The sequence below is a fragment of the Pseudomonas sp. S9 genome, assembly GCF_000222125.1.
Lineage (GTDB): Bacteria > Pseudomonadota > Gammaproteobacteria > Pseudomonadales > Pseudomonadaceae > Aquipseudomonas > Aquipseudomonas segetis.
On record NZ_AFFX01000011.1, the window covers coordinates 43,650 to 65,607 of the forward strand.

The 21,958-nt window shown below is 58.1% G+C and carries 15 protein-coding genes and 1 pseudogene; 13 read left to right on the top strand and 3 right to left on the bottom strand.

Annotated elements, in window-relative coordinates; all coding sequences use genetic code 11:
• Positions 1-55: 55 nt before the first annotated feature.
• Positions 56-4,225, bottom strand: a complete 4,170-nt coding sequence (locus PSES9_RS0118975; RefSeq protein WP_010489613.1) for an EAL domain-containing protein — start codon at positions 4,223-4,225, stop codon at positions 56-58.
• A 501-nt stretch (positions 4,226-4,726) separates the two neighbouring features.
• On the opposite strand from PSES9_RS0118975, the gene ettA reads away from it, so the two are divergent.
• The 4 genes and pseudogenes from ettA to PSES9_RS0118995 all read left to right on the top strand — a co-directional run bounded on the left by ettA (position 4,727) and on the right by PSES9_RS0118995 (position 9,513).
• A complete protein-coding gene (ettA, locus tag PSES9_RS0118980; RefSeq protein WP_010489615.1) occupies positions 4,727-6,397 on the top strand; it encodes an energy-dependent translational throttle protein EttA in 1,671 nt (556 codons plus the stop codon).
• Positions 6,398-6,604: 207 nt separating this feature from the next.
• Positions 6,605-8,011 (top strand): annotated as a pseudogene (locus PSES9_RS23925) (NAD(P)/FAD-dependent oxidoreductase).
• A gap of 48 nt (positions 8,012-8,059) precedes the next feature.
• Positions 8,060-8,401 carry a cupin domain-containing protein gene (locus tag PSES9_RS0118990; RefSeq protein ID WP_010489619.1) on the top strand — a complete coding sequence of 114 codons (342 nt, stop codon included), beginning with the start codon at positions 8,060-8,062 and terminating at the stop codon, positions 8,399-8,401.
• Positions 8,402-8,436: 35 nt separating this feature from the next.
• Positions 8,437-9,513 (top strand): polyamine ABC transporter substrate-binding protein, encoded by a 1,077-nt coding sequence (locus PSES9_RS0118995; RefSeq protein WP_010489621.1) that lies wholly within the window; start codon positions 8,437-8,439, stop codon positions 9,511-9,513.
• Between the two features lie 80 nt (positions 9,514-9,593).
• On the opposite strand, the gene PSES9_RS0119000 is transcribed toward PSES9_RS0118995, so the two are convergent.
• On the bottom strand, positions 9,594-10,436 hold the full coding sequence (locus PSES9_RS0119000) for a MurR/RpiR family transcriptional regulator (protein WP_010489622.1): 843 nt from the start codon (positions 10,434-10,436) through the stop codon (positions 9,594-9,596).
• A 241-nt stretch (positions 10,437-10,677) separates the two neighbouring features.
• Here PSES9_RS0119000 and PSES9_RS0119005 point away from each other — a divergent pair, with 241 nt between their 5' ends.
• The 5 genes from PSES9_RS0119005 (at position 10,678) to PSES9_RS0119025 (ending at position 15,719) form a co-directional block, all read left to right on the top strand.
• Complete coding sequence (locus PSES9_RS0119005; protein WP_010489624.1) at positions 10,678-11,715, top strand: polyamine ABC transporter substrate-binding protein; 1,038 nt, start codon at positions 10,678-10,680, stop codon at positions 11,713-11,715.
• A gap of 66 nt (positions 11,716-11,781) precedes the next feature.
• Complete coding sequence (locus tag PSES9_RS0119010) at positions 11,782-12,900, top strand: ABC transporter ATP-binding protein (RefSeq protein ID WP_010489627.1); 1,119 nt, start codon at positions 11,782-11,784, stop codon at positions 12,898-12,900.
• A complete protein-coding gene (locus PSES9_RS0119015; protein WP_010489628.1) occupies positions 12,897-13,787 on the top strand; it encodes an ABC transporter permease in 891 nt (296 codons plus the stop codon). The genes PSES9_RS0119010 and PSES9_RS0119015 overlap by 4 nt, the downstream gene beginning before the upstream one ends.
• The gene (locus PSES9_RS0119020) at positions 13,784-14,644 is read left to right on the top strand and encodes an ABC transporter permease (protein WP_010489631.1); all 861 of its coding nucleotides are present in this window, start codon (positions 13,784-13,786) and stop codon (positions 14,642-14,644) included. Before PSES9_RS0119015 ends, PSES9_RS0119020 begins: the two co-directional genes overlap by 4 nt.
• Positions 14,637-15,719, top strand: a complete 1,083-nt coding sequence (locus PSES9_RS0119025) for a DmpA family aminopeptidase (RefSeq protein ID WP_010489632.1) — start codon at positions 14,637-14,639, stop codon at positions 15,717-15,719. The genes PSES9_RS0119020 and PSES9_RS0119025 overlap by 8 nt, the downstream gene beginning before the upstream one ends.
• 74 nt (positions 15,720-15,793) lie before the next feature.
• Here PSES9_RS0119025 and PSES9_RS0119030 read toward each other — a convergent pair whose 3' ends face one another.
• Positions 15,794-16,399 carry a HutD/Ves family protein gene (locus tag PSES9_RS0119030; protein WP_010489634.1) on the bottom strand — a complete coding sequence of 202 codons (606 nt, stop codon included), beginning with the start codon at positions 16,397-16,399 and terminating at the stop codon, positions 15,794-15,796.
• Between the two features lie 250 nt (positions 16,400-16,649).
• Here PSES9_RS0119030 and hutI point away from each other — a divergent pair, with 250 nt between their 5' ends.
• The 4 genes from hutI (at position 16,650) to hutU (ending at position 21,937) form a co-directional block, all read left to right on the top strand.
• Positions 16,650-17,867: an imidazolonepropionase gene (gene hutI, locus PSES9_RS0119035; RefSeq protein WP_010489636.1), complete on the top strand. Its 1,218-nt coding sequence runs from the start codon at positions 16,650-16,652 to the stop codon at positions 17,865-17,867.
• Complete coding sequence (gene hutG, locus PSES9_RS0119040) at positions 17,857-18,798, top strand: formimidoylglutamase (protein ID WP_010489638.1); 942 nt, start codon at positions 17,857-17,859, stop codon at positions 18,796-18,798. The genes hutI and hutG overlap by 11 nt, the downstream gene beginning before the upstream one ends.
• Positions 18,799-18,914: 116 nt before the next feature.
• Entirely contained in the window at positions 18,915-20,240 is a 1,326-nt protein-coding gene (locus tag PSES9_RS0119045) for a YjiH family protein (RefSeq protein WP_010489640.1), read from the top strand.
• Positions 20,241-20,269: 29 nt separating this feature from the next.
• Positions 20,270-21,937 carry a urocanate hydratase gene (gene hutU / locus PSES9_RS0119050; protein WP_010489641.1) on the top strand — a complete coding sequence of 556 codons (1,668 nt, stop codon included), beginning with the start codon at positions 20,270-20,272 and terminating at the stop codon, positions 21,935-21,937.
• Positions 21,938-21,958: the final 21 nt, after the last annotated feature.

Genomic DNA, 21,958 nt, shown 5'->3' on the forward strand with positions numbered 1-21,958 from the left:
GACAAGTGGGGCTCATGCCGGCAGCTTGATGACCTTGCCGTGGGCTTGGGGCTCATCAATTAAGAATGAATAATGCCGTGCCGCTGAACTGGGCGCTTATCTGGTGCGCGCGCATCGGCTGGCCGAGCAGGAAACCCTGGATTTCATCGCAGTTGTGGCGGCGCAGGAAATCAAGTTGGGCCTGGGTTTCCACACCTTCGGAAATTACAGCCAGGTTCAGGCTGTGGGCCATGGCAATAATCGCCCGGGCTATCTGAGCATCCTGCTCACCTTGCGGCAGGCCATCGACGAAGCTGCGGTCAATCTTGAGTACGTCGATCGGGAACTGCTTGAGGTAATTGAGCGATGAGTAGCCGGTTCCAAAGTCATCAATCGCAATGCTCAAGCCCAGGCGCTTGAGGCTTGTCAGGGTTTGCAGGGCATTGGCCACATCATTCATCAGGATGCTTTCGGTCAGCTCCAGTTCCAGGCTTGCTGCATCGACGCCGGTTTCGCCCAGAATTCGGGTGATGCGTTTGTCCAGGTCACCGTCGGCGAATTGGCGGGCCGATAGATTGACCGATATTTTAGGCACTCGCACGTCCTGTTCCTGCCAGGACTTCAGTTGGCGACAGGCCTCGGCAATCACCCAGTCGCCAATATCCGCGACCAGGCCAAGCTCTTCCAGCACCGGGATGAATTCGGACGGTGCGACCAGCCCACGTTTCGGGTGGTGCCAGCGCAACAGTGCTTCAACCCCGGTCAGGCGCTGGCCGTTCGCGGAAAACTGCGGCTGATAGAACAGCATCAGCTCGCCCTGTTCGAGTGCGTGGCGCAGGTCGCTTTCGAGCTCGATACGCTCCAGCGCGCGGGCGTTCATATCGCTTTGATAGAACTGGAAATTGTTCTTGCCGCGTTCCTTGGCGTGATACATCGCGGTGTCGGCGTTCTTCATCAACTGGCTGAGTTCCGTGCCATCTTGCGGGCTCAGGGCAATCCCGATACTGGCGGTCACGAAGAACTCGCGGCCCTCAAGGACGAACGCTCGGGCCAGGCTGGCTAGAATCTGCTCGGCCACGTGGATTGCACGATTGAGTGCGTTGTCGCGGCTGGGGCTGGAACTCAACAGCAAGGTGAACTCATCGCCGCCCATGCGCGCAACCGTGTCCTTGTCATTGACGCAGGCTGCCAAGCGCGTGGCGACGTCCTTGAGCATACGGTCGCCCGCCGCGTGCCCCAACGAGTCATTGATGGGTTTGAAGCGGTCAAGGTCGAGAAACATCAGCACCACCCACTCGGCATCGCGCTCGGCTTGATGCAATGAGGTGTGCAGCCGGTCCTGGAACAGGGTGCGGTTTGGCAGCAGGGTCAGGGCGTCGTAGTAGGCCAGGCGATGGATGCGTTGCTCGCTGGCTTTACGCTCGCTGATATCACTGAAGAAGCACACGTAGCTGACGAGATCGCCTTCGTCGTCCTGGACTGCGGTGATGCCGACCCAGGCCGGGAAGTTCTCGCCGTCGCGTCGCTTGAGCCACACTTCACCTTCCCAGCTACCGCGTTGGTTGAGCTGGGACAGGATGAAGTTCAGCTGGTTTGCCTGCTGTCGGTCGGCCGTCAACCGGCTCGGCAACTGGTCAATCACCTGGGTTGAGTTGTAGCCCGTCACGCGGCTGAATGCTTCGTTGACCTGCACTATATAGCCAGCGGGATCGGTAACCAGAATGGCGGCGGTTGAGTGCTCGAAAACCGTGGCCGCCATGCGTAGTTCATTCTCAACGCGACGGTGCTGAGTCACGTCGCGGGCCACGCCGTGCAGGCCCTTGAATCGATTGTTTTCGTCCCACATGGGGACTAAACGCACTTCCATCGGGACCTTGCGTTCGTCACTGCGCAGGCAGTCAAACATAAACAGCCGTGGTTGCAGCTTGCTGGCCAGTTCAGCCATGCGCATCGGATCGCCCAACGCCGTGCGCAACTCATCGACGATTTCCTTCAGCTCCTTGAGCTGCGCGGGCGTGGCGGCCAGGCTGAACATGCCTTGGGCTTTTACCTGCTCGGGCTCGTGACCGAGCAGGGTCTTGATCGAGGGGCTGATGTAGTCAACCTGCAACAGGCTGTCGGTCGAGAAAATCACATCCGAGGTGCTTTCAGCCAGCAGTCGATAGCGCTGCTCGCTATCGCGCAGGGATTCACTGTGCTCGATCTGCTCCGAAATATCCTTGGCTACGCCTATCAGTCGATCAACCTGGCCTGTTGCGTTACGCGACAGCGCTTGCTCACGAATGCTGAACCAATGCCAGTCGCCATTGCGATGGCGCCAGCGCAGCTGTGACTCAAGCAGGATACCGTTGCCGACCACGTGTTGCAGGTTGCGGATGCGGTGATAGTAGTCGCTGTCGTCGGGGTGCAGCAGATGTTCCCAGAAACGTTCGCCAAAGGCGTCCAGCTCCTGCAGGTCGTAGCCAAGCTGCAGGCCCAGATGGTGATTGCTGAAGAGCACTGACTTATTGCTCAAGTCATGCACGTAGAGTGTGTCGGGCACGGCCTGGACCACGCCTGACCAGAATCGCTCGCGTTCGATCAGCGACAGTTCGGTGTGCTTGCGACTGGTAATGTCGGGGATGCTCAGAGTTACCCAAATGAGGTTTTCTTCGTCCTCGGGCAGGTTGATCAGCAGCCACAGGTGGCGCTCTTGATCATCGGGCGTAAGCAGGCTGATTTCTTGATCAAACTGGCTTTTCCCGGTCAGCAGGGCGTTAAGCAATTCGCCGCGATAGTCGGCCAGATCCAGCTCGCCACGGTTGAACAACAGCTCCCAGATTTCGCCTGGCGTGTTGACCTTGAGCAGGCGCAGGGCGACATGGTTGGTTTCGCTCACGCGCATCAGGCGCGGCAGTTGCTGGCGCTGTTCAGGGTTGTCTTGCAGCCACTGCTCCAGCCCGTCGGCTGAGGTGACCTGCTGATCACCCAGGTATTGCATGAGCGTTGCAAGGTCGAGCACGCACAGTGCGGTGCTGGTGCCGTCGAAAATGTCCTGATAGCGGCGGCGCGCATTGAGCAGCACGCGCGTGGCGTGTTGCTCGTCTGTGACGTCACGCAGGACCCAGGCGTAGCCATTGCGATTCTCGCCATCGCTCAGGTTGCTGCGGTTGATATCGAATAAACCCTTCTGGCCCTTGAGCTCAATTTCCAGCGGTTCGGAACTGATGTCACTGCCGAACGCGTTGCCTTGCAGCAATAGCGGATCAAGCTGCGGCAACATTTCAAAGATATGTTGCCCGCGTGCTTTGTCGGTCAAGCCAAACAGGCTTTGCGCCTGGGGGTTCAAATATTCGATATAGCCTTGGCTGTCTGTAACCAGAACCCGTTCCTCGATGGCGCCAAGCGCGCTTGCTGCCTGGTGTAGCGAGCGTTTCGAGTCGGCATTGGCTTGGTGCAGGCGGCTTTGATCGAGCAGCAGCCTGTATAGCGCGAGCAGGGTCAGGCCCGAACACAGGATAAACAGCAGGAATTTACCGGCGAGCGTGGGGAGTTGCTGGGCCCAGACCAGGTCTTCGTCGAATAAGGCGCGCAGTTGCCAGTCGCTGTGTTCAATCGGCGAGATATGGATAGTCTGGGCCAGGTCGCTGGCGGTTACCGGTGGAAATACTCGGTTACCGGTCCTGGCATTGCTGTGCGGGCCGACAATGGCGCGTTGGGTCAGGCGGTCTTCCAAGAGCCACTGGTAAGCATCCAGTTGCTGGTTGCGTAGCCAGCTGGCGATGGCGCCACTGCCAAAGCGTAACAGCCAATAACCGTCTTCCTTGTTCAGCAGCAGGTAATAACGGCCGTCAGGCTCGGCAGTGAATGCATAGTGGTAGGCCGCGTCATGATGGCGACTGACAAGGCTGGCAATGAAGTCTGCGTCAGCCTTGCCGGCAGCGCTGTCGACGATAATCTCGCCGCTGGAGGAGAGGCTGGCGATGCTGTCGATGGCCGGGTAAATGGCGGTAAGGGTTTCGAGTAGCTTGTGTGCTTCATCCGCGCTTTCCGGATTCAGCCCTTTGGTGCGCAACAAGGTCTGCGCGGACTGGGCCTTGATCGACATGTTCATGCTCAGACTGTTGGCCAGTTGGCTGCTGTACACCAGCCCCAGCTGGCGTTGAGTCTGCAACAGGTTGCGCGATTCAAGCATCAGTTGCCAAAGCAGCAGTGCCAGCATTACCAGCACCAGAACCACCAGGCTACGCTTAAGCGAGCTACGCATTGGCGTAGCTTGAGGCTCTGGCGGCGGGAGCGGAGTCTTGGTTGAAGCGGTAGATGGCACTTATATGACCTGGCAACTACAAATGGCGCTGAAGGTTTGGCTCAACAGGGAAGTTTGCACACTGCGAACAGTCGATCGCGCACGGCCCGCAAGAATGCCACAATTGTGGCAAAGTGCCAGCCCGTCCGACGAGTGTAATTTGCCCTACAGCCTGCATTCCGGTAGCTTTGCAACTCACGCGCGAGCAATCCATGCTCGTAAGAACCTGTAAACAGATTCTCTGTGTAAGGGTTTAAGCCAGTCAGAATAGCTTGAAGCCTTTATTTGCTTAGGTAAATTGGCCTCCATAACTATTTGCTAGGTATTTAAAACCGGTCGTCGGAATCGTTATGCGTTCTCAATATTCACGGAGCCAGTAGCCGTAGCGAGTGTATCGCCCCGCTCTGTCCGTAAGGCGGCATGCCCGTGTCCCAGTTTCCTGTCTAAGTATCAAGGTTATCCATGGCCCAATACGTCTATACCATGCATCGGCTGAGCAAAGTTGTGCCACCGAAGCGGGAAATCCTCAAGAATATCTCCCTGTCATTTTTCCCGGGCGCCAAAATTGGCGTGCTTGGCCTTAACGGCTCGGGTAAATCCACGCTGCTGAAAATCATGGCGGGTGTCGATACCGAGTTTGATGGCGAAGCGCGCCCAATGCCCGAGTTGAACGTGGGTTACCTGCCGCAGGAACCGGTTCTCGACCCAAGCAAGACCGTGCGCGAAGTGGTTGAAGAGGCCGTCAGCGCGATCAAGGATGCACAGGAGCGCCTTGATCAGGTATATGCCGCCTACGCCGAGCCTGATGCCGATTTCGACAAGCTGGCCGCTGAGCAGGCCAAGCTCGAAGCCATCCTGCAAACCTCGGACGGCCATAACCTGGAGCGCCAGCTGGAAGTCGCGGCCGATGCATTGCGCCTGCCAGCCTGGGACGCCAAGGTCGAGCACCTGTCCGGCGGTGAGAAGCGCCGTGTTGCGCTGTGCCGCCTGCTGCTGTCGGCCCCGGATATGTTGCTGCTCGACGAGCCGACCAACCACCTGGATGCCGATTCGGTCGCCTGGCTCGAGCACTTCCTGCATGATTTCCCGGGCACCGTGGTTGCGATCACCCACGACCGCTACTTCCTCGACAACGTGGCTGGCTGGATTCTCGAACTCGACCGCGGCGCGGGGATCCCGTACGAAGGCAACTACTCGGGCTGGTGGCTTGAAGCCAAGTCTGAGCGTCTGGCCCAGGAATCCAAGCAGCAGTCGGCCCATGAGAAAGCCATGAAGGACGAACTGGAGTGGGTGCGCAAAGGCGCCAAGGCACGTCAGTCCAAGTCCAAGGCACGTCTGCAACGTTTCGAGGAAATGCAGTCGCAGGAATTCCAGAAGCGTAGCGAAACCAATGAAATCTATATCCCGGCAGGTCCGCGCCTGGGTGACAAGGTCATCGACTTCGTCAACGTCAGCAAGGGTTACGGCGACCGCGCTCTGATCGACAACCTGTCGTTCAGCATGCCAAAGGGTGCCATCGTCGGTGTGATCGGTGGTAACGGTGCAGGTAAGTCGACCCTGTTCCGCATGCTCATGGGTAAAGAACAGCCAGACTCGGGCAGCATCGAGATCGGTGAAACCGTGCAGATGGCCTGTGTAGACCAGAGCCGCGAAGACCTCGACGGCAGCAAGACCGTGTGGGAAGCCGTGTCCGATGGCTCCGACATGATCAAGATTGGTAATTATGAAGTGCCGTCGCGTACCTATGTCGGCCGCTTCAACTTCAAGGGTGGCGATCAGCAGAAGTTCGTCAAGGATCTCTCCGGTGGTGAGCGTGGTCGCTTGCATCTGGCGCTGACCTTGAAAGAGGGCGCCAACGTCTTGCTGCTCGACGAACCGTCCAACGACCTCGACGTGGAAACCCTGCGTTCGCTGGAAGAAGCATTGCTCGATTTCCCTGGCGCTGCCATTGTGATCTCGCACGATCGCTGGTTCCTTGACCGCGTCGCCACGCATATCCTGGCGTACGAAGACGACTCGCACATCGAGTTCTTCGAGGGTAACTACACCGAGTACGAAGCCGATCGCAAGAAACGCCTCGGCGATGCACCCGCCCAGCCGCATCGTGTGCGCCACAAGAAGCTCGCGCAGTAGCGCCTTCCTGGCTTGAGTCAGAAGCCGGCCTCCTTGAGGCCGGTTTTTTTTTGGCCTGAATTTGTATGGTGAGCCTGGCCCGAGGGCTTTGTGCTGGCCGACTTAAGCGAGGTGTGCACAAATTTTTCCTTGCGTACCCGCACGCAAGACAGGCCATGGGCCAAGTTAATAGTCTGCGCTCAACCTGAAATTGAGCGGAGCATTAGCGTGAACAACTGGCGCAACATCAGTCTGTGGATGGATCAGCTCGACCAGCCGCTGCATGCCCGCCCTGCATTGGGCGAGGACTTGCAGGCGGATGTAGCCATCATTGGTGCTGGCTACACCGGGCTGTGGACCGCTTATTACCTCAAGCGCCAAGCGCCGCAATTGAAGATTGTGATAGTCGAGGCGCAAACCGCAGGCTACGGCGCATCAGGCCGTAATGGCGGCTGGTTGATCGGTGACCTGCTCGGCAGTGACCGGCTGCTTGCCGGTCTGGGTGCCCAGGCGCGACAGGCTTCACACCAACTGTTGCATGGCATCCCCGACGAAGTTGCCGCCGTGTTGGATCGTGAGTCCATCGGTTGTGATTACCGCAAGGGTGGCGTGCTTTATTGCGCCGCCCGCTATCCGGAGCAGGAAGCCACGCTGCGGGCGCAGTTGCAGGCCGCTCGCGCGCAAGGGCTGGGCGAGGAGGATTATCGCTGGTTGACGCCTTCCGAGTTGGCGGGGCAGTTGCGTATCGCCAATCCATATGGCGCGCTATACAGCCCGCATTGCGCGACCATCCAGCCAGCACGCCTGGCCCGCGGCCTGGCTGAGTGCGTCGAGCGCATGGGCGTGAAAATCCATGAGCATAGCCGCGTCACTCACTGGGATTCGGGGCTTCTGCGCACCGCTCAAGGCTCGGTAAAAGCCGATTGGCTGGTGCCGGCGGTTGAAGGCTATGCCGCATCTCTGCCACCGCTCGGGCGCTATCAATTACCGGTGCAAAGCCTGATCGTCGCCACCGAGCCTTTGCCAGCCGAGACCTGGGCTCAAATCGGCCTGGAGCATGGCCAGGCGTTTAGCGAGAGCAGTCGCCAGGTTACCTACGGCCAGCGCAGTGCAGATGATCGCCTGGTCTTTGGTGCCCGTGGCGGTTATCAGTTCGGCGGTCGTTTGCGCAGCGACTTCACCCTCAAAGAGCATGAGCTTGAGTTGCGCCGCTACCTGTTTGGCGAGTTGTTCCCGCTGTTGCGCAACGTGCGCCTGACGCATTCGTGGGGCGGCAACCTGGGCGTTGCCCGGCGGTTCCGCCCGCACATGCTGATTGACCGCAAGGCCGGTATCGCCTTGTCTGGCGGTTATGGCGGCGAAGGCGTCGGTGCCAGCAACCTGGGCGGCCGAACCCTGGCTTCATTGATTCTGGGCCAGGACAACCTGCTCACCCAGCAACCATGGGTGCTGGGTGATACACCGCTAAGCGCCTTGTCTGGCTGGGAGCCGGAGCCCTGCCGCTGGCTTGGCTAAAACGCCATTATCAAAAGCTTTGTCCACGAAGATCGCGTGCTGGCCAACCCGGCAACGGCGCCTTGGCGGCGTCAACTTGCCCAGCGTCTGGCCGGATTTATGGAAGGCCTGATGCGCTGAGCGCATGGGCAACAATAGAACCACCTCAAAACCCAACGGGGCACAACCATGAGCATCACTCAATTCAAACAGACCGCAACTCTCTTGCTGGATGAATCCAATCCGGTTGCCGTACCGCTCGGTGAGCCCGTTGCGATTGCTTCGACCCACAGTGTCGAGCGTTCCGACGGCGTTGAAACCGGCGTTTGGGAGTGCACGCCAGGGCGCTGGCGGCGGCAGATTGTGCAACAGGAGTTTTGTCACTTTATTGCCGGTCGCGCCACCTTCACCCCGGATGGAGGCGAGCCCGTGGTGATTGAAGCCGGTGATGCAATTTTACTTCCGGCCAATTCAATGGGGGTTTGGGATATCCAGGAAACCCTGCGCAAAAGCTATGTGCTGATTTTTTAAGCAATACAAAACAACAAAAAACAGAGGTTAGCGTCATGTTCAAGAAACTCATTCCAATGCTGTTGCTGGCTTCCACATGCCATGCGGCGGAGACGGTTCGCATCTATAACTGGTCTGAATATATCGCTCCAGACACCCTGGAAAATTTCAAGGATGCCACGGGAATTGGTAATCACTACGACGTCTACGACAGCAACGAGACGCTAGACGCCAAGTTGATGGCCGGGCATTCGGGGTATGACGTGGTATTTCCTTCGGACCATTTCATGGCGCGGCAAATCAAGGGTGGAGCCCTGAAGATCCTGGACAAGAGCCAGCTACCCAATTGGAAAAACCTCAATCCTGCCTTGCTCAAGGCCTTGCAGACCAATGATCCGGGTAACCAGTATGGATTTCCCTATCTATGGGGCACCACCGGCATTGGCTACAACGTCGACAAGGTCAGGGCGGTGCTTGGCGATGATGTTCCACTTGATTCCTGGGACATCATTTTCAAGCCAGAGAACATGAAGAAACTCAGCAAATGCGGGGTTGCGATACTGGACAATGGTCCCGAACTCTTGCCTATCGCCTTGCATTACCTGGGGCTGCCCCATCACAGCAAGGACCCGGCCGACTATAAGAAAGCCGAAGCCCTGCTCCTGCAAATGCGTGAAAACGTTTTGTATTTTCACTCATCGAAATATGTCAGCGACCTGGCCAATGGCGACATCTGCGTAGCCGTAGGTTTTTCGGGCGACATCCTGCAGTCTGCGACCCGTGCCGCAGACGCCAACAACGGCGTGCATATTGACTATGTCGTACCCAAAGAGGGCGCGCCGCTCTGGTTCGACATGGTTGCCATGCCCGCCGACAGCAAGAACGAAGCCGCCGGCTATGCATTTATGAATTATCTGCTGCAACCCGAAGTGATGGCCAATATCACTAACTTCGTGCATTACGCCAACGGCAACAGCGCTGCCGACAGCCTGGTCGACCCGATACTGAAGGCCGACCACAAGATTTATCCACCGCAACAAACCATGGACAAGCTCTACACGCTCGAAGCCATGCCGCTCAAGATTGACCGCATCCGCACGCGGATCTGGAGCAAGGTAAAAAGCGGGATCTAACCAGGCTCAGCCACACAAAATATCCCGCTGTGTGCGGGATTTTTTGTGTGGCTATGATCAGTGCCCGGCCTGGGGGACTTTCACTTGCTGGTCGCGCGATATAGACGCAGGCTTTCGACCCGGTCTCGATAAGCGTTAAGGCGTTCCTTGAGTTGGTCTTTATGCTGCGTGGCCACGCAGTGCAATAGCACGTTGAGCGCACTGGTCAGGCCACCGGTCGACTCCAGGATCAAGCCGGTCTTGGTCTTCATGGTGATGATGCTGGGCGTGTCGATGTGTTTGGCAATCCCATATTCATCGGTGAAAACCACCAGGTCCGTGCCTTGCCTCAGGCAGTTCTGTGCGAAGGAGATCCCAGCGTCTGCATAGGGTGCAATGTCGATCAGGATCACGCAGCAGCGCTGGTCATGACTGTCGATCCATTGGCCGAGCACACCGCTGTACAGATCTAGAAATTCGACACCGGAGCGTACCAGGGCCAATCGGTTGGCAAAGTCTTCAGCCAAACCGCGAATCGTTTGGAAACCACAGACAAATACGCGCTCGGCCTGACTCACCTTGGCGACTATGTCGCGCCAATACTGACTACCAAGCTGGTCGGCGAACTCGTTGAGCGCGGCCACTTCCTGATGCAAGTGAGCAACCAGGTCTTCGGGTTGCTGCATACGTTCAATCAGTGTGGTGTTGAGTAGCGACTGCATTCGCACATCATCACGCAGCTCTTCCTTGAGGCTTTTCAAGCCTTTGTAACCCAGGCGGCGCAGAAAGCGGCTGACAGTATTCGGGCTGACACCGCTTTTGGCCGCAAGCGTTGCCCCAGTCTCGAACGCGAGCGTTTCCTGGTTGGCCTGGATATAGGCCAGCAACGTGCGTTCAGCCGGTGTCAGCTTGCCTTCGAGGCGTTCCATCCTGCTGTCGAGCATGTGCGTGTCCCTGATTATGATAAAAAGATCTGGAATTAATATATCAAAGTGTTGATCTTTGGAATAAATATATTCTACTCTCAAGCTGTATCGCAAGGAGATGCCGGTCGCAGGCAACAGGGGTCAGGCCTTGTTCAGCATAAAAAAGCCAACCTGCCGCGTCGCTGTCTCGGATTCCTGCCGCAACAACAATTACAGCGGTCGTGCTCGATCGGCGCGACCTCAAACGGAGAACAGGAACATGCTAACACTGCGTAAAACCACGCTCTGTGCCGCCCTTGGCGCTTTTCTCTTCGCCAATGGCGCCGCCGCGGCCGAAGAGCTGCACCTGTACAATTGGGGCGACTATATCAACCCCGAAGTACTAAAGCGTTTCACCGCTGAAACCGGTATCAAGGTGTCGCTTGATACCTATGGCAGTAACGAGGAAATGCTTGCCAAGTTACAGGCGGGGGCGAGCGGCTATGACATCGTCTTCCCGTCAGTGCATATGCACGACAGCATGGCCGCGCTGGATTTGCTGGAGAAGACCGATATCAACCAGAGCCCGGCCTTCGCCAATATCGACCCGCAGTTCCTGCGCGCAAAGTCTGACCCCAACGGCGAATATTGCATGCCGTATGCCTGGGGGACCGTGGGTATTTTTTACAACAAGACCAAGGTATCCAAGCCTATTGAAACCTGGGATGACTTCTTTGCTGAAGCCAAGGCAGGCAAGAAAGTCATCATGCTTGATGACATGCGCGAAACACTCGGTGTAGGGCTGATCGAGAACGGAAAATCAGTCAACAGCACCAACCGCGATGACCTCAAGCTGGCGGCCGACTGGCTACTGCAACGCAAGCCGTTAATCTCAGCATTCACCTATGACAGCGTGCCTATGGTTCAGTCTGGCGATGCAGTAGCTGCGCAGTATTTCGTGGGCGCCGAGATGTACGTCAAGCAAGAGCCGGAGAAACTTGCCTACGTGATTCCAAAAGGCGGCGCGACCATGTACCAGGAAGATATGTGCGTACTCAAGAGCGCCCCGAACAAGGCCAATGCCAAACGGTTTATGGAGTTCTTCCTTGATCCTGAAATCGCCGCGCTCAATACCGCGCAACAAACCAATGGCACGCCGAACAAGGCTGCGTTGAAGCTGCTGCCGAGCGATTTGCGTGACGATCCTCAGATCAATCCTCCGGCGGATGTAATGGCCAAGCTGCAGATCTTCGAAGATATCGGCAAGGCGCTGAAGCTGTACGACCGCACCTGGACAAAAGTTCGCACAGCCAACTGAGTCGCGAACCCGCGGCCAATTCTCCTGCAGTGAATCCCGGTCAATGAGGCCGGGGCGGAGTTACTCATGAGCGTCTACACCCGTATTGCGCCGGTCGTCGAGATTCGCGGCGCCGTAAAGCACTACCGTGCACCCGAAGGCCACCTGGTGCCTGCGCTCGACGGCATCGACCTGAGTGTCGGTGCCAACGAGTTTGTGACCTTGCTTGGGCCTTCAGGCTGCGGCAAGACTACCCTGTTGCGTGTTATCAGCGGTTTCGAGCAACTGGACGACGGCGAACTGCTGATTCAGCAAACCCAGATGAACAGCGTGCCGGCCCATCAACGGCCAGTGCACACGGTATTCCAGAGTTATGCGCTGTTTCCACACATGAGCGTCGGCGACAATGTTGGTTACGCGCTTGAGGTGCGTGGTGTCGGTAAGGCTGAGCGTCGTACGCGCATTGCCGAGGCGCTCGAACTGGTTGGGCTTGGCGGCCTTGAGCGGCGTAAGCCGGGACAGCTTTCAGGGGGCCAGCAACAACGCGTTGCGCTGGCCCGAGCCTTGGTTGATCGTCCGGCCTTGTTGCTGCTGGATGAGCCACTGTCGGCACTCGACCGCCAATTGCGCCAAAGCATGCAGCGTGAGTTGAAGAAGCTGCAGCATGAACTGGGCATTGCGTTTGTCTTTGTCACCCATGACCAGGAAGAAGCGCTGACCATGTCCGATCGGATTGTGGTGCTCAATGGCGGCCACATTCAGCAGGTCGGCACGCCAACCGAAATCTACGACCGCCCGGCTAATGCATTTGTCGCTGGGTTTATCGGTGAGAGCAATCTGTTCGAGGCCAGTGTCAGCGCAGGTAATGGAGATAACGCCGACCTGCTCAGCCAACGAGGCGACTTGCTGCAGGTCCCGCGTCGCGACCTGAAGGTCGGGCAGAAGCTGCAGGCCATGTTGCGACCTGAGCAGTTTCAACTCGACAGGCCGCAAGCCCAGGGGGCGGCGCTGGAAGGCAAGGTCGAGCAGACCCTGTTTATTGGCAAGGACTTCGAGGTTAGCCTGCGCACGGTTCATGGCAGCCAGGTAAAGGCGGTCATCCGTGATACAGGTCGTCATGATCTGCATCGCCTGCAGCCGGGCAGCAGCCTGCAATTATGGTACGCGCTTGACGCTGTTCACCTGATTCCCGAGGTCAAGCCATGAGCACGCTAGAGGGACGCAAGCGCCTGCAGCTGTTAGGTTTGTTGAGTCCAGCGACATTTGTCATCGGCCTGTTCTTCATCGCCCCGCTGGTGATCATGGCGACTTACAGCATGCTTGAGCCTGGCCTGTATGGTGGTGTCGAGTGGAACTTCTATCCGGACAACTTCGGTCGCGTACTGGGCTGGGCTGATGGCACGCTTGAAGAGTTTGACCCTGTCTATTTAGAAATCATCCTGCGCTCATTCAAGCTGGCGGCGATCACCGTGTTCCTGACGCTGCTGGTGTGCTATCCCGCAGCCTTCTGGGTCGCTCGGCAACCGGAGAAGATGCGCAATTTCTGCATGTTTCTCATCACCTTGCCATTTTTCACCAGCCTGATCATACGTCTGTACGCCTGGGTGCTGATCCTGCGTCCGAGTGGTTTTATCAACACCACGCTGCTGGCGCTCGGCATCAATACCCCGATCAACCTGATTTACACCGAAACGGCGGTGCTGATCGGCATGACCTACATTTTTATTCCCTTTATGTTCATGCCGGTTTACGCCAGTGTCGAAAAGCTCGACCGGCGCCTGCTCGAGGCCTCGGCTGACCTGGGTGCAAGCCGCTGGCAGAGTTTCTGGAAGATTATTTTTCCCATGACCCTGCCGGGTGTTGCCGCCGGGTCGATCATCGTATTCATTCCCAGCCTGGGCAATTTCATCGTGCCTTCGTTGCTGGGCGGTGCTCAGGTCCTGATGATTGGCAGCCTGGTTGAGCAGCAGTTCCTGGCAGCGCGCAACTGGCCCTTCGGTGCCGCGCTGGCGATGTTGCTGATGGTCGCGGTCCTGATCTGCCTGATTCTCAATGTGCTGGCTCAGAACCGCAACAAGGCAGGTGTTTCATGAACTCACTTCTTGCGCGTCTGGGGCGCGGTTTGTTGGGCGGCTACAGCCTGGCATTCTTTATCTTCCTGTACCTGCCTATTGCATTGATCGTGGTGTATTCATTCAACTCCAATCCGATCAACATGATGATCTGGAATGGCGCATCGCTCGACTGGTATCGCTCGCTGTTTGGCCTGTCCAACAGTCTCGGCTCAAGCAAGATGTACGTTGAATCCAGTGATCAGTTGTTGGCGGCATTGCGTACCAGCTTGACCATCGCCCTCAGCACCACGGCGATCTCGACTGTTGCCGGGACCTTCATGGCCTTGGCCTTGGCGCGCTACCGCTTCCGCCTGCAAGGTTTCTACCGGGTGTTGATGTTTATGCCAATGCTGATGCCCGACATTGTATTGGGCATCGCCTTGCTGATTTTCTTCGTCGGTATCGGCATGCCGTTGGGCAAGGCATCGATCATCATCGGCCACTGCACCTTTCTTATCAGCTATGTATTTCTGGTCGTCAGTGCTCGTCTGGCGGGCATGGATACACGACTTGAAGAGGCCTCGGCCGATCTTGGCGCATCACCCATGTACACTTTCCGGCGTATCACCTTGCCGCTGATTCTGCCGGGTGTGATTGGTGGCGCGCTCCTGGCCTTCATCATCTCGATGGACGACCTGGTGATCACTTACTTTATCTCCGGTGTCGACTCGACCACCTTGCCGGTCTACATCTACGGCATGATCCGCAGGGGCATCAAGCCCGAGATCAACGCCATCGCCACACTGCTGCTGATTGCCTCATTCATTATTGCTGCCGTCGGTTTGTACCTGCGCAGCCGTCAGCCCGCGACAACCAAGGAAGACACACATGGCTAAGCTCCGCGCCCGCGAACTCGGTCTGCCTATGCCCGGCAAGACCGGCCCGAACAATGCCATAACCGATGTGCCTGGTGTGCTGGTTGGTTATCAAACGCTCGACGCAGTTGCGGCCAACGGCAAACGGGTGAAAACCGGGGTCACGGCAATTTTGCCGCGTGGTTACCAGCCAGAGCCACAACCTGTATGGGCGGGCTTTCATGCGCTTAATGGCAACGGCGAAATGACCGGCACGCATTGGATAGAGCAGGGCGGATATTTTCTCGGCCCCATGTGCATCACCAACTCGCACAGTTTCGGTATCGTGCATCATGCAGCCACCCGCTGGACCATCAACCACTTCGCAGATGCCTGGCAGGCCGAACATTTGTGGGCCATGCCGGTGGTTGCCGAAACCTATGACGGGGTGATCAACGATATCAATGGCCAGCATGTGACCGAGGCTGATGCGCTTTGCGCTATAGATTCAGCCGCAAGTGGGCCCATCGCCGAAGGCAATGTGGGGGGTGGCAACGGCATGATCTGCTACGGCTTCAAGGGGGGGACTGGCACCGCCTCGCGTAGTCTGGAGATCGATGGCAAGCACCATATGCTCGGTGTATTGGTCCAGGCCAATCACGGTCAGCGCAGTTGGCTCAAGGTGCTTGGTTCGCCGGTTGGTGAGCGTTGGCCTCAGGCTGTGCCGGCAGGTCTGGATCGTGAGCGTGGTTCCATTATTGTGGTTATCGCGACCGATGCGCCGCTGTTGCCTCATCAACTCAAGCGCCTGGCGCAGCGTGCTGGCCTTGGTATTGCGCTGGGCGGCACACCAGGTGGCAATAACTCCGGGGATATCTTTCTCGCCTTCAGCGTCGCCAACCCGCGGCCACTGCCACAGCTGGCGCAGACCAGACAGAACCTCGACTACCTCAATGATGAGTGTTTTGATGCCATCTACATGGCGGCGGTGCAAGCCACCGAGGAGGCTGTGTTAAATGCCATGTTGGCCGCAGAGGATGCGCCCATGCAAAAGCCTGAAGGTACCTGCCCGGCAATTGATGGCGAACGATTGCTGGCGATGATGCAGCCGAACTGATGCCTGGGGCGGCCCCGCGAGGTATGAGTACAGCGGGGCTGTTGTCGCGCGAGTCAGCCTGTGGCGCAACTTCCTTATTCAGCGAGATTTTTCAGGTAAGCGATATACAGTTTGCCGGGGCTTTGTGCGCTGATGTCGAGGGCTTGTCCGGCGTCTGCCTCGTCGAGTAGCAGTCCTTCTCCTGGGGCCAACAGATGCTGGGCGCTGCTGGTTTGGCAGCGCAGCGGACCACCCGAATGGCAATAGATCATCAGCACTGTTGCCTGCTCTGTCGCGGGCAGGTTGTGGCCCTCGATGATCTCCAGCATCTGCAACTGGTGAGTCCAGTCGGCGCGGCGGCTGATCAGGTTGAAATCGGTCACCTCACCATCAATCAGTTCGGCGTAGATCGGGGTTTCGCCGCGAAACGACCAGGGCTCAGAGGCGAGTGTCAGCAACTTTGGTGCACTGCCTTGGCAGCTCAAGCGCAGGCCCGCACCACTCAATATCGCCAGGCTGCGATCCAGTCCGATAAAACTGGAGAAGGCCCCATCTGCGCCAACCCTGGCGCTGCTGATACGCCAGGCAAAATCATTGAGTTGCGCATCCACCGGGAAAATAGCCAGTTCTGCAGTGCTGCCTGCACCGTTTTTCCACGGCATGTGCTTGGCGGTTGCCAGGCCGATTCTACGGATACTCATTATTAATGCTCAATTCAATGTATATACATATTGCGGGCTTATGGAATTGTGAGCTGAAAGGGTCTTCGATTTTGTAGCTTGAAGCATAACCCTCTGCTCTTGTCAGCAATTTAGCGCTGATCATGGGGGCTGGGCAATAGCTTTCCTGCAATTAACAGGCTGAGAAGCGGTACGAAAAACTGACGGAAGGGGGCTTGACCCTTATTTGAATCACTTTTAATGTATATACATAAGAATTAAGGAGCTCCCTATGCCTTTATCCAGTCAAGATGCAAAGCTCTGGCGCGATGTCAGCGTTTTTGATGGCTTGCAGACGCTGCCTGAACCCATGGCTGTATTAATCAGGGGCGGTGTGATTGCAGGGCTGTGGCCTGAGTCAGTTTTTGCGCTGCAGGACGCCCAGGGGGCTCAAGAAGTTGGGCGAGGCGGGGTGATGACCCCTGGCCTGGTCGATTGCCATACCCACCTAGTCTTCGCCGGTAACCGCGCCGCAGAGTTTGAGCTGCGTCTAGAGGGCGCCAGCTACGCCGAGATCGCCCGTGCTGGCGGCGGTATTATCAGTTCGGTGCGCGCCGTGCGTGACGCCAGCGAAGAGGCGCTGCTGGAGCAGACACTGCCGCGATTGCAGGCGCTGATTGATGATGGTGTTACCAGCGTCGAAATCAAGTCGGGGTACGGTCTGACCACCGCCGATGAGCTGAAAATGCTGCGCGTCGCTCGGCGCCTGGCCGAACAACTTCCGGTTCATGTCACCACAACATTGCTCGGCGCCCATGCCTTGCCACCCGAGTTTGCTGACAACAGCGATGGCTATATAAGCCTGGTCTGTGAGCAGATGATCCCGGCTGCCGCCCGTGAAGGCCTGGCCGATGCGGTGGATGTGTTTTGTGAAAACATCGCCTTCAGCCCTGCGCAAACCGAGCGCGTCTTCATGGCTGCCCAAGCCCACGGCCTGGCGATAAAAGTACATGCCGAACAACTCTCCAACCAGGGCGCCAGTGCCTTGGCCGCTCGCTACGGGGCGCTCTCTGCAGATCATATCGAGTTTCTCGATGAGGCCGGGGTTAAAGCCATGGCGCAAGCCGGCACTGTTGCTACATTGCTGCCGGGGGCGTTCCACACCTTGCGTGAAACCCAATTACCGCCGATTCAGTTACTGCGCGATCACGGTGTGCCAATGGCCCTGGCCAGCGATGCGAATCCGGGTACCTCGCCTATTTGTTTCCCCACCTTGATGCTCAACCTGGCGTGCACGCTATTTCGCATGACGCCGCGTGAAGCCCTGGCCGGGGCGACTGCCCATGCGGCCACCGCGATTGGGCGCAAGGACCTTGGTCGTATCGCGGTCGGAGCGCCCGCCAACCTGTGTGTCTGGGATGTGCAGCAGCCTGCCGAACTGGCTTATGCGGTCCAGCCCGGGCGGATGCGCCAGCGTGTTTTTGCAGGAGTGCTGACCCATGACCGTTGATCGTCACTCTATGCAGCTCTGGGTTGGACGTACCGATCCTGAGGCAGACAGCCCACGCTGGCATCAGCGCATTCAACCACTGGCGCCCGATGTGCAGCCTGGTGTTGCCTTGATCGGTTTTGCCAGTGATGAAGGTGTGCGCCGCAATCATGGTCGCGTCGGCGCTGCCGCTGGCCCTGAAGCTATTCGCAAGGCGTTGGCGAATCTGGCCTGGCATCGCAATGGCCCGGCATTCGATGCCGGGGACGTGGTTTGCGCCGATGACAATCTTGAAGCGGCGCAAGCGCGCCTCGGGGCCAATGTCGCGGCGTTGCTCGACGCCGGACACTTGCCGATCGTCATGGGCGGTGGGCATGAAGTTGCTTTTGGTAGCTGGCAATGTATTGCCGGGCGCCTGGCCGGTGTGGCTGCACCAAGTATTGGCATCATTAATTTCGATGCCCATTTCGACCTGCGTGATCCTGCCTTTGTGCGTTCATCGGGCACGCCATTCGCGCAAATCGCCGAGCAATGCGCGCAGCGCAATTGGCCATTTCGCTATGCCTGCCTGGGCGTGAGTCGGGCGAGCAATACCCGCGCCTTGTTCCAGCGGGCCGAGGCCCTGGATGTGCTGGTGCGCGAGGACCGCCAAATCCGCGCCGACAGCCTCGATGAGATTGCAGCAGATGTGCAGGGCTTTATTGATGACTGCGATGTCATCTACCTGACCATTGATATCGATGTGCTGCCAGCTTGCGAAGCCCCTGGCGTGAGCGCTCCGGCAGCGCGTGGCGTGTCGTTGGCGTTGCTCGAGCCCTTGCTGGAATTAATCCGCGACAGCGGCAAGTTGCGCCTGGCGGACCTGGCCGAGCTGAACCCAAGTCATGACATCGACAGCCGCACCGCTCGGGTGGCGGCGCGCTTAATCCACCTGCTGTCACTGACGGGCTGAGGCGCAGGCCCCAACACCGTTTTTTCTCCAACAAAAACAACAGTGAGGAAATACCCGATGAATGTTTTCGCTAACCCGGACGAAGCTGCTTTGCAGCCTGCTTCAGGTGCGTTGTCATGAGTGAGCAACTGTCGTTGACCACTGGCGTCTCCAGGTCACGAGCCTTGGCGCGCCTGCTGGGGTACAGCCTGATCGGCTTGCTGGTCTTTTTTGTTCCATTCACCATCGGTGGACGTTCGACCATTCTTCTCGACCATGCTGCCAGCGCCTTGCAAGCCAATGCCCGGCCACTGGTCATCGTCATCGCATTGCTGTTTATGCTCTACGGCGCGCTGCAGCCCTGGTTCAGTGGCAACTGGCGCAAAGACTTGACCACCACTGTGTTCAGTGTGCTCAAGGTGTTTGGCCTGTTGGTCGGTGTTGCATATCTGCTGGAGCTTGGTCCGCAAGCCTTGTATGCGCCGGGCATGTTGCCTTTTCTGTTCGACAAGCTGGTGTTGAGTCTTGCCCTGATCGTTCCGCTGGGCGCGCTGGCGCTGGTGTTCCTCATCGGTTTTGGCCTGCTCGAACTGATCGGCGTTTTGATGCAGCCGGTCATGCGTCCAATCTGGCGTACGCCGGGCAAGTCAGCCATTGATGCGGTGGCCTCGTTTGTGGGCAGCTATTCGGTGGGTTTGCTGATTACCGACCGCATGTATCAACAGGGTCATTACAGCCTGCGCGAAGCGGCGATCATCGCCACGGGGTTTTCCACAGTGTCGGCGCCATTTATGGTCATTATCGCCAAGACGCTCGGCCTGATGGACAGCTGGAACCTGTATTTCTGGAGCGCGATGCTGGTCACCTTCAGCGTGACGGCGGTTAGCGCGCGTATTTACCCTCTGTCGAAATTGCCGGACGAAAGTGCTCCTGAGCCAGAACTCAAGGCCGGTCAAAGCCGTATTGCCAGCGCCTGGAACGCAGGCCTGACCCAAGCCAGCCAGGCGCCTGCCCTGTGGCTGTCGCTGCGTGAAACCTTTGTCGATGGCCTGCGCATGACGGCAGCCATCTTGCCGAGCATCCTGGCGGTGGGCCTGCTCGGTTTGCTGGCCGCCAAGTACACCCCCATTTTCGATGCCCTGGGCGTGCTTTTCTATCCGCTGACCTGGCTGCTTGGCGTGAGTGATCCAATGCAGGTGGCCGGAGCCATCGCGTCGGGGCTGGCCGAGATGTTTCTCCCCGCAATATTGCTTAAGGATGCCGAGGTGATGGTCAAGTTTGTCGTTGCCATCGTCTCGGTCAGCAGCGTGCTGTTTCTTTCCGCATCCATTCCCTGCGTGCTTGCCACGCGGATTCCCCTGCGTTTGCGCGACCTGTTGCTGGTCTGGCTGCAGCGCACTGTTTTAAGCCTGGTATTCAGCATAGTGCTGGCCTACCTGGTGCACTCACTCAACCTTATTTAAGCCTTGACGCTACTTCAAAGGAGCCTGTTATGAGCCTCTTCCGTGACACTGAAATCCGCGCTGCACGCGGTAGCAAACTGACCGCCAAAAGCTGGCTGACCGAAGCGCCATTGCGCATGCTGATGAACAACCTCGATCCTGAAGTAGCCGAGAATCCCAATGAGCTGGTGGTCTATGGTGGCATTGGCCGTGCAGCCCGTAACTGGGAATGCTACGACAAGATCGTCGAGGTGCTGACCCGCCTTGAGGACAACCAGACGTTGCTGATCCAGTCGGGCAAGCCGGTCGGTGTATTTGAAACCCATGCCGATGCACCGCGTGTACTGCTCGCCAACTCCAACCTGGTGCCACATTGGGCGACCTGGAAGCACTTCAATGAACTCGATGCCAAGGGCCTGGCCATGTATGGCCAGATGACTGCTGGCAGCTGGATCTACATCGGCTCGCAAGGCATCGTTCAGGGCACATACGAAACCTTCGTCGAAGCTGGTCGCCAGCACTACGACGGCAACCTCAGCGGGCGCTGGGTACTCACCGCCGGCTTGGGCGGCATGGGTGGCGCCCAGCCGTTGGCGGCAACGCTGGCGGGGGCTTGCTCGCTGAACATCGAATGCCAGCAGAGCCGCATCGATTTCCGCTTGAAGACCCGCTATGTCGATGAGCAGGCTTCGGATCTCGATGATGCACTGGCGCGCATCCACAAATACACCGCTGAAGGCAAGGCCATCTCCATTGCGCTGTGTGGCAATGCGGCTGAAATTCTGCCGGAACTGGTGCGCCGTGGTGTGCGTCCGGACATGGTCACTGACCAGACCAGTGCCCACGATCCACTCAACGGCTACCTGCCAAAAGGCTGGACCTGGGAAGAATACCGCGACCGTGCCCAGACCGATGCCGATGCGGTGGTCAAGGCCGCCAAGCAGTCGATGGCCGAGCATGTAAGTGCCATGCTGGCATTCCAGAAAATGGGGATTCCAACCTTCGACTACGGCAACAACATTCGCCAGATGGCGCTGGAAGAGGGCGTCGAAAACGCGTTCGACTTCCCGGGTTTCGTGCCGGCCTATATTCGTCCGTTGTTCTGCCAGGGCATCGGCCCGTTCCGTTGGGTCGCGCTCTCCGGTGATCCGGAAGACATCTACAAGACCGATGCCAAGGTCAAAGAGCTGATCCCGGACGACAAGCACCTGCACAACTGGCTGGACATGGCCCGCGGACGCATCAGCTTTCAGGGCGTGCCCGCCCGGATTTGCTGGGTCGGCTTGAAGGACCGCGCACGCCTGGCCCAAGCCTTCAATGATATGGTGGCAAGCGGTGAACTCAAGGCGCCTGTGGTAATTGGTCGGGACCACCTCGATTCAGGTTCGGTTGCCAGCCCTAACCGTGAAACCGAAAGCATGCTTGATGGCTCCGATGCTGTCTCTGACTGGCCGCTGCTCAACGCCCTGTTGAACACGGCCGGTGGCGCGACCTGGGTCTCGTTGCACCACGGCGGTGGTGTCGGCATGGGGTATTCGCAGCACTCAGGCGTGGTGATCGTGGCCGATGGCACGCCAGAAGCCCGTGCGCGACTGGGCCGGGTCTTGCGCAACGATCCAGGCACAGGGGTGATGCGTCATGCCGATGCCGGCTACGAGATCGCCGCTGACTGCGCGCGTGAGCAAGGGCTGGATTTGCCTATGCTCGGCGACCGCTAGGCGTTAGGGCCCAGCCGCTGG

Bases quoted from the DNA above. Each gene is read 5' to 3' on its own strand.
- ettA (WP_010489615.1), top strand. From the start codon at position 4,727: ATGGCCCAATACGTCTATACCATGCATCGGCTGAGCAAAGTTGTGCCA.
- PSES9_RS0119005 (WP_010489624.1), top strand. From the start codon at position 10,678: ATGCTAACACTGCGTAAAACCACGCTCTGTGCCGCCCTTGGCGCTTTT.
- PSES9_RS0118995 (WP_010489621.1), top strand. From the start codon at position 8,437: ATGTTCAAGAAACTCATTCCAATGCTGTTGCTGGCTTCCACATGCCAT.
- hutG (WP_010489638.1), top strand. From the start codon at position 17,857: ATGACCGTTGATCGTCACTCTATGCAGCTCTGGGTTGGACGTACCGAT.
- PSES9_RS0119020 (WP_010489631.1), top strand. From the start codon at position 13,784: ATGAACTCACTTCTTGCGCGTCTGGGGCGCGGTTTGTTGGGCGGCTAC.
- PSES9_RS0119010 (WP_010489627.1), top strand. From the start codon at position 11,782: ATGAGCGTCTACACCCGTATTGCGCCGGTCGTCGAGATTCGCGGCGCC.
- hutI (WP_010489636.1), top strand. From the start codon at position 16,650: ATGCCTTTATCCAGTCAAGATGCAAAGCTCTGGCGCGATGTCAGCGTT.
- PSES9_RS0119045 (WP_010489640.1), top strand. From the start codon at position 18,915: ATGAGTGAGCAACTGTCGTTGACCACTGGCGTCTCCAGGTCACGAGCC.
- PSES9_RS0119030 (WP_010489634.1), bottom strand. From the start codon at position 16,399: ATGAGTATCCGTAGAATCGGCCTGGCAACCGCCAAGCACATGCCGTGG.
- PSES9_RS0119000 (WP_010489622.1), bottom strand. From the start codon at position 10,436: ATGCTCGACAGCAGGATGGAACGCCTCGAAGGCAAGCTGACACCGGCT.
- PSES9_RS0119025 (WP_010489632.1), top strand. From the start codon at position 14,637: ATGGCTAAGCTCCGCGCCCGCGAACTCGGTCTGCCTATGCCCGGCAAG.
- hutU (WP_010489641.1), top strand. From the start codon at position 20,270: ATGAGCCTCTTCCGTGACACTGAAATCCGCGCTGCACGCGGTAGCAAA.
- PSES9_RS0119015 (WP_010489628.1), top strand. From the start codon at position 12,897: ATGAGCACGCTAGAGGGACGCAAGCGCCTGCAGCTGTTAGGTTTGTTG.
- PSES9_RS0118990 (WP_010489619.1), top strand. From the start codon at position 8,060: ATGAGCATCACTCAATTCAAACAGACCGCAACTCTCTTGCTGGATGAA.
- PSES9_RS0118975 (WP_010489613.1), bottom strand. From the start codon at position 4,225: ATGCGTAGCTCGCTTAAGCGTAGCCTGGTGGTTCTGGTGCTGGTAATG.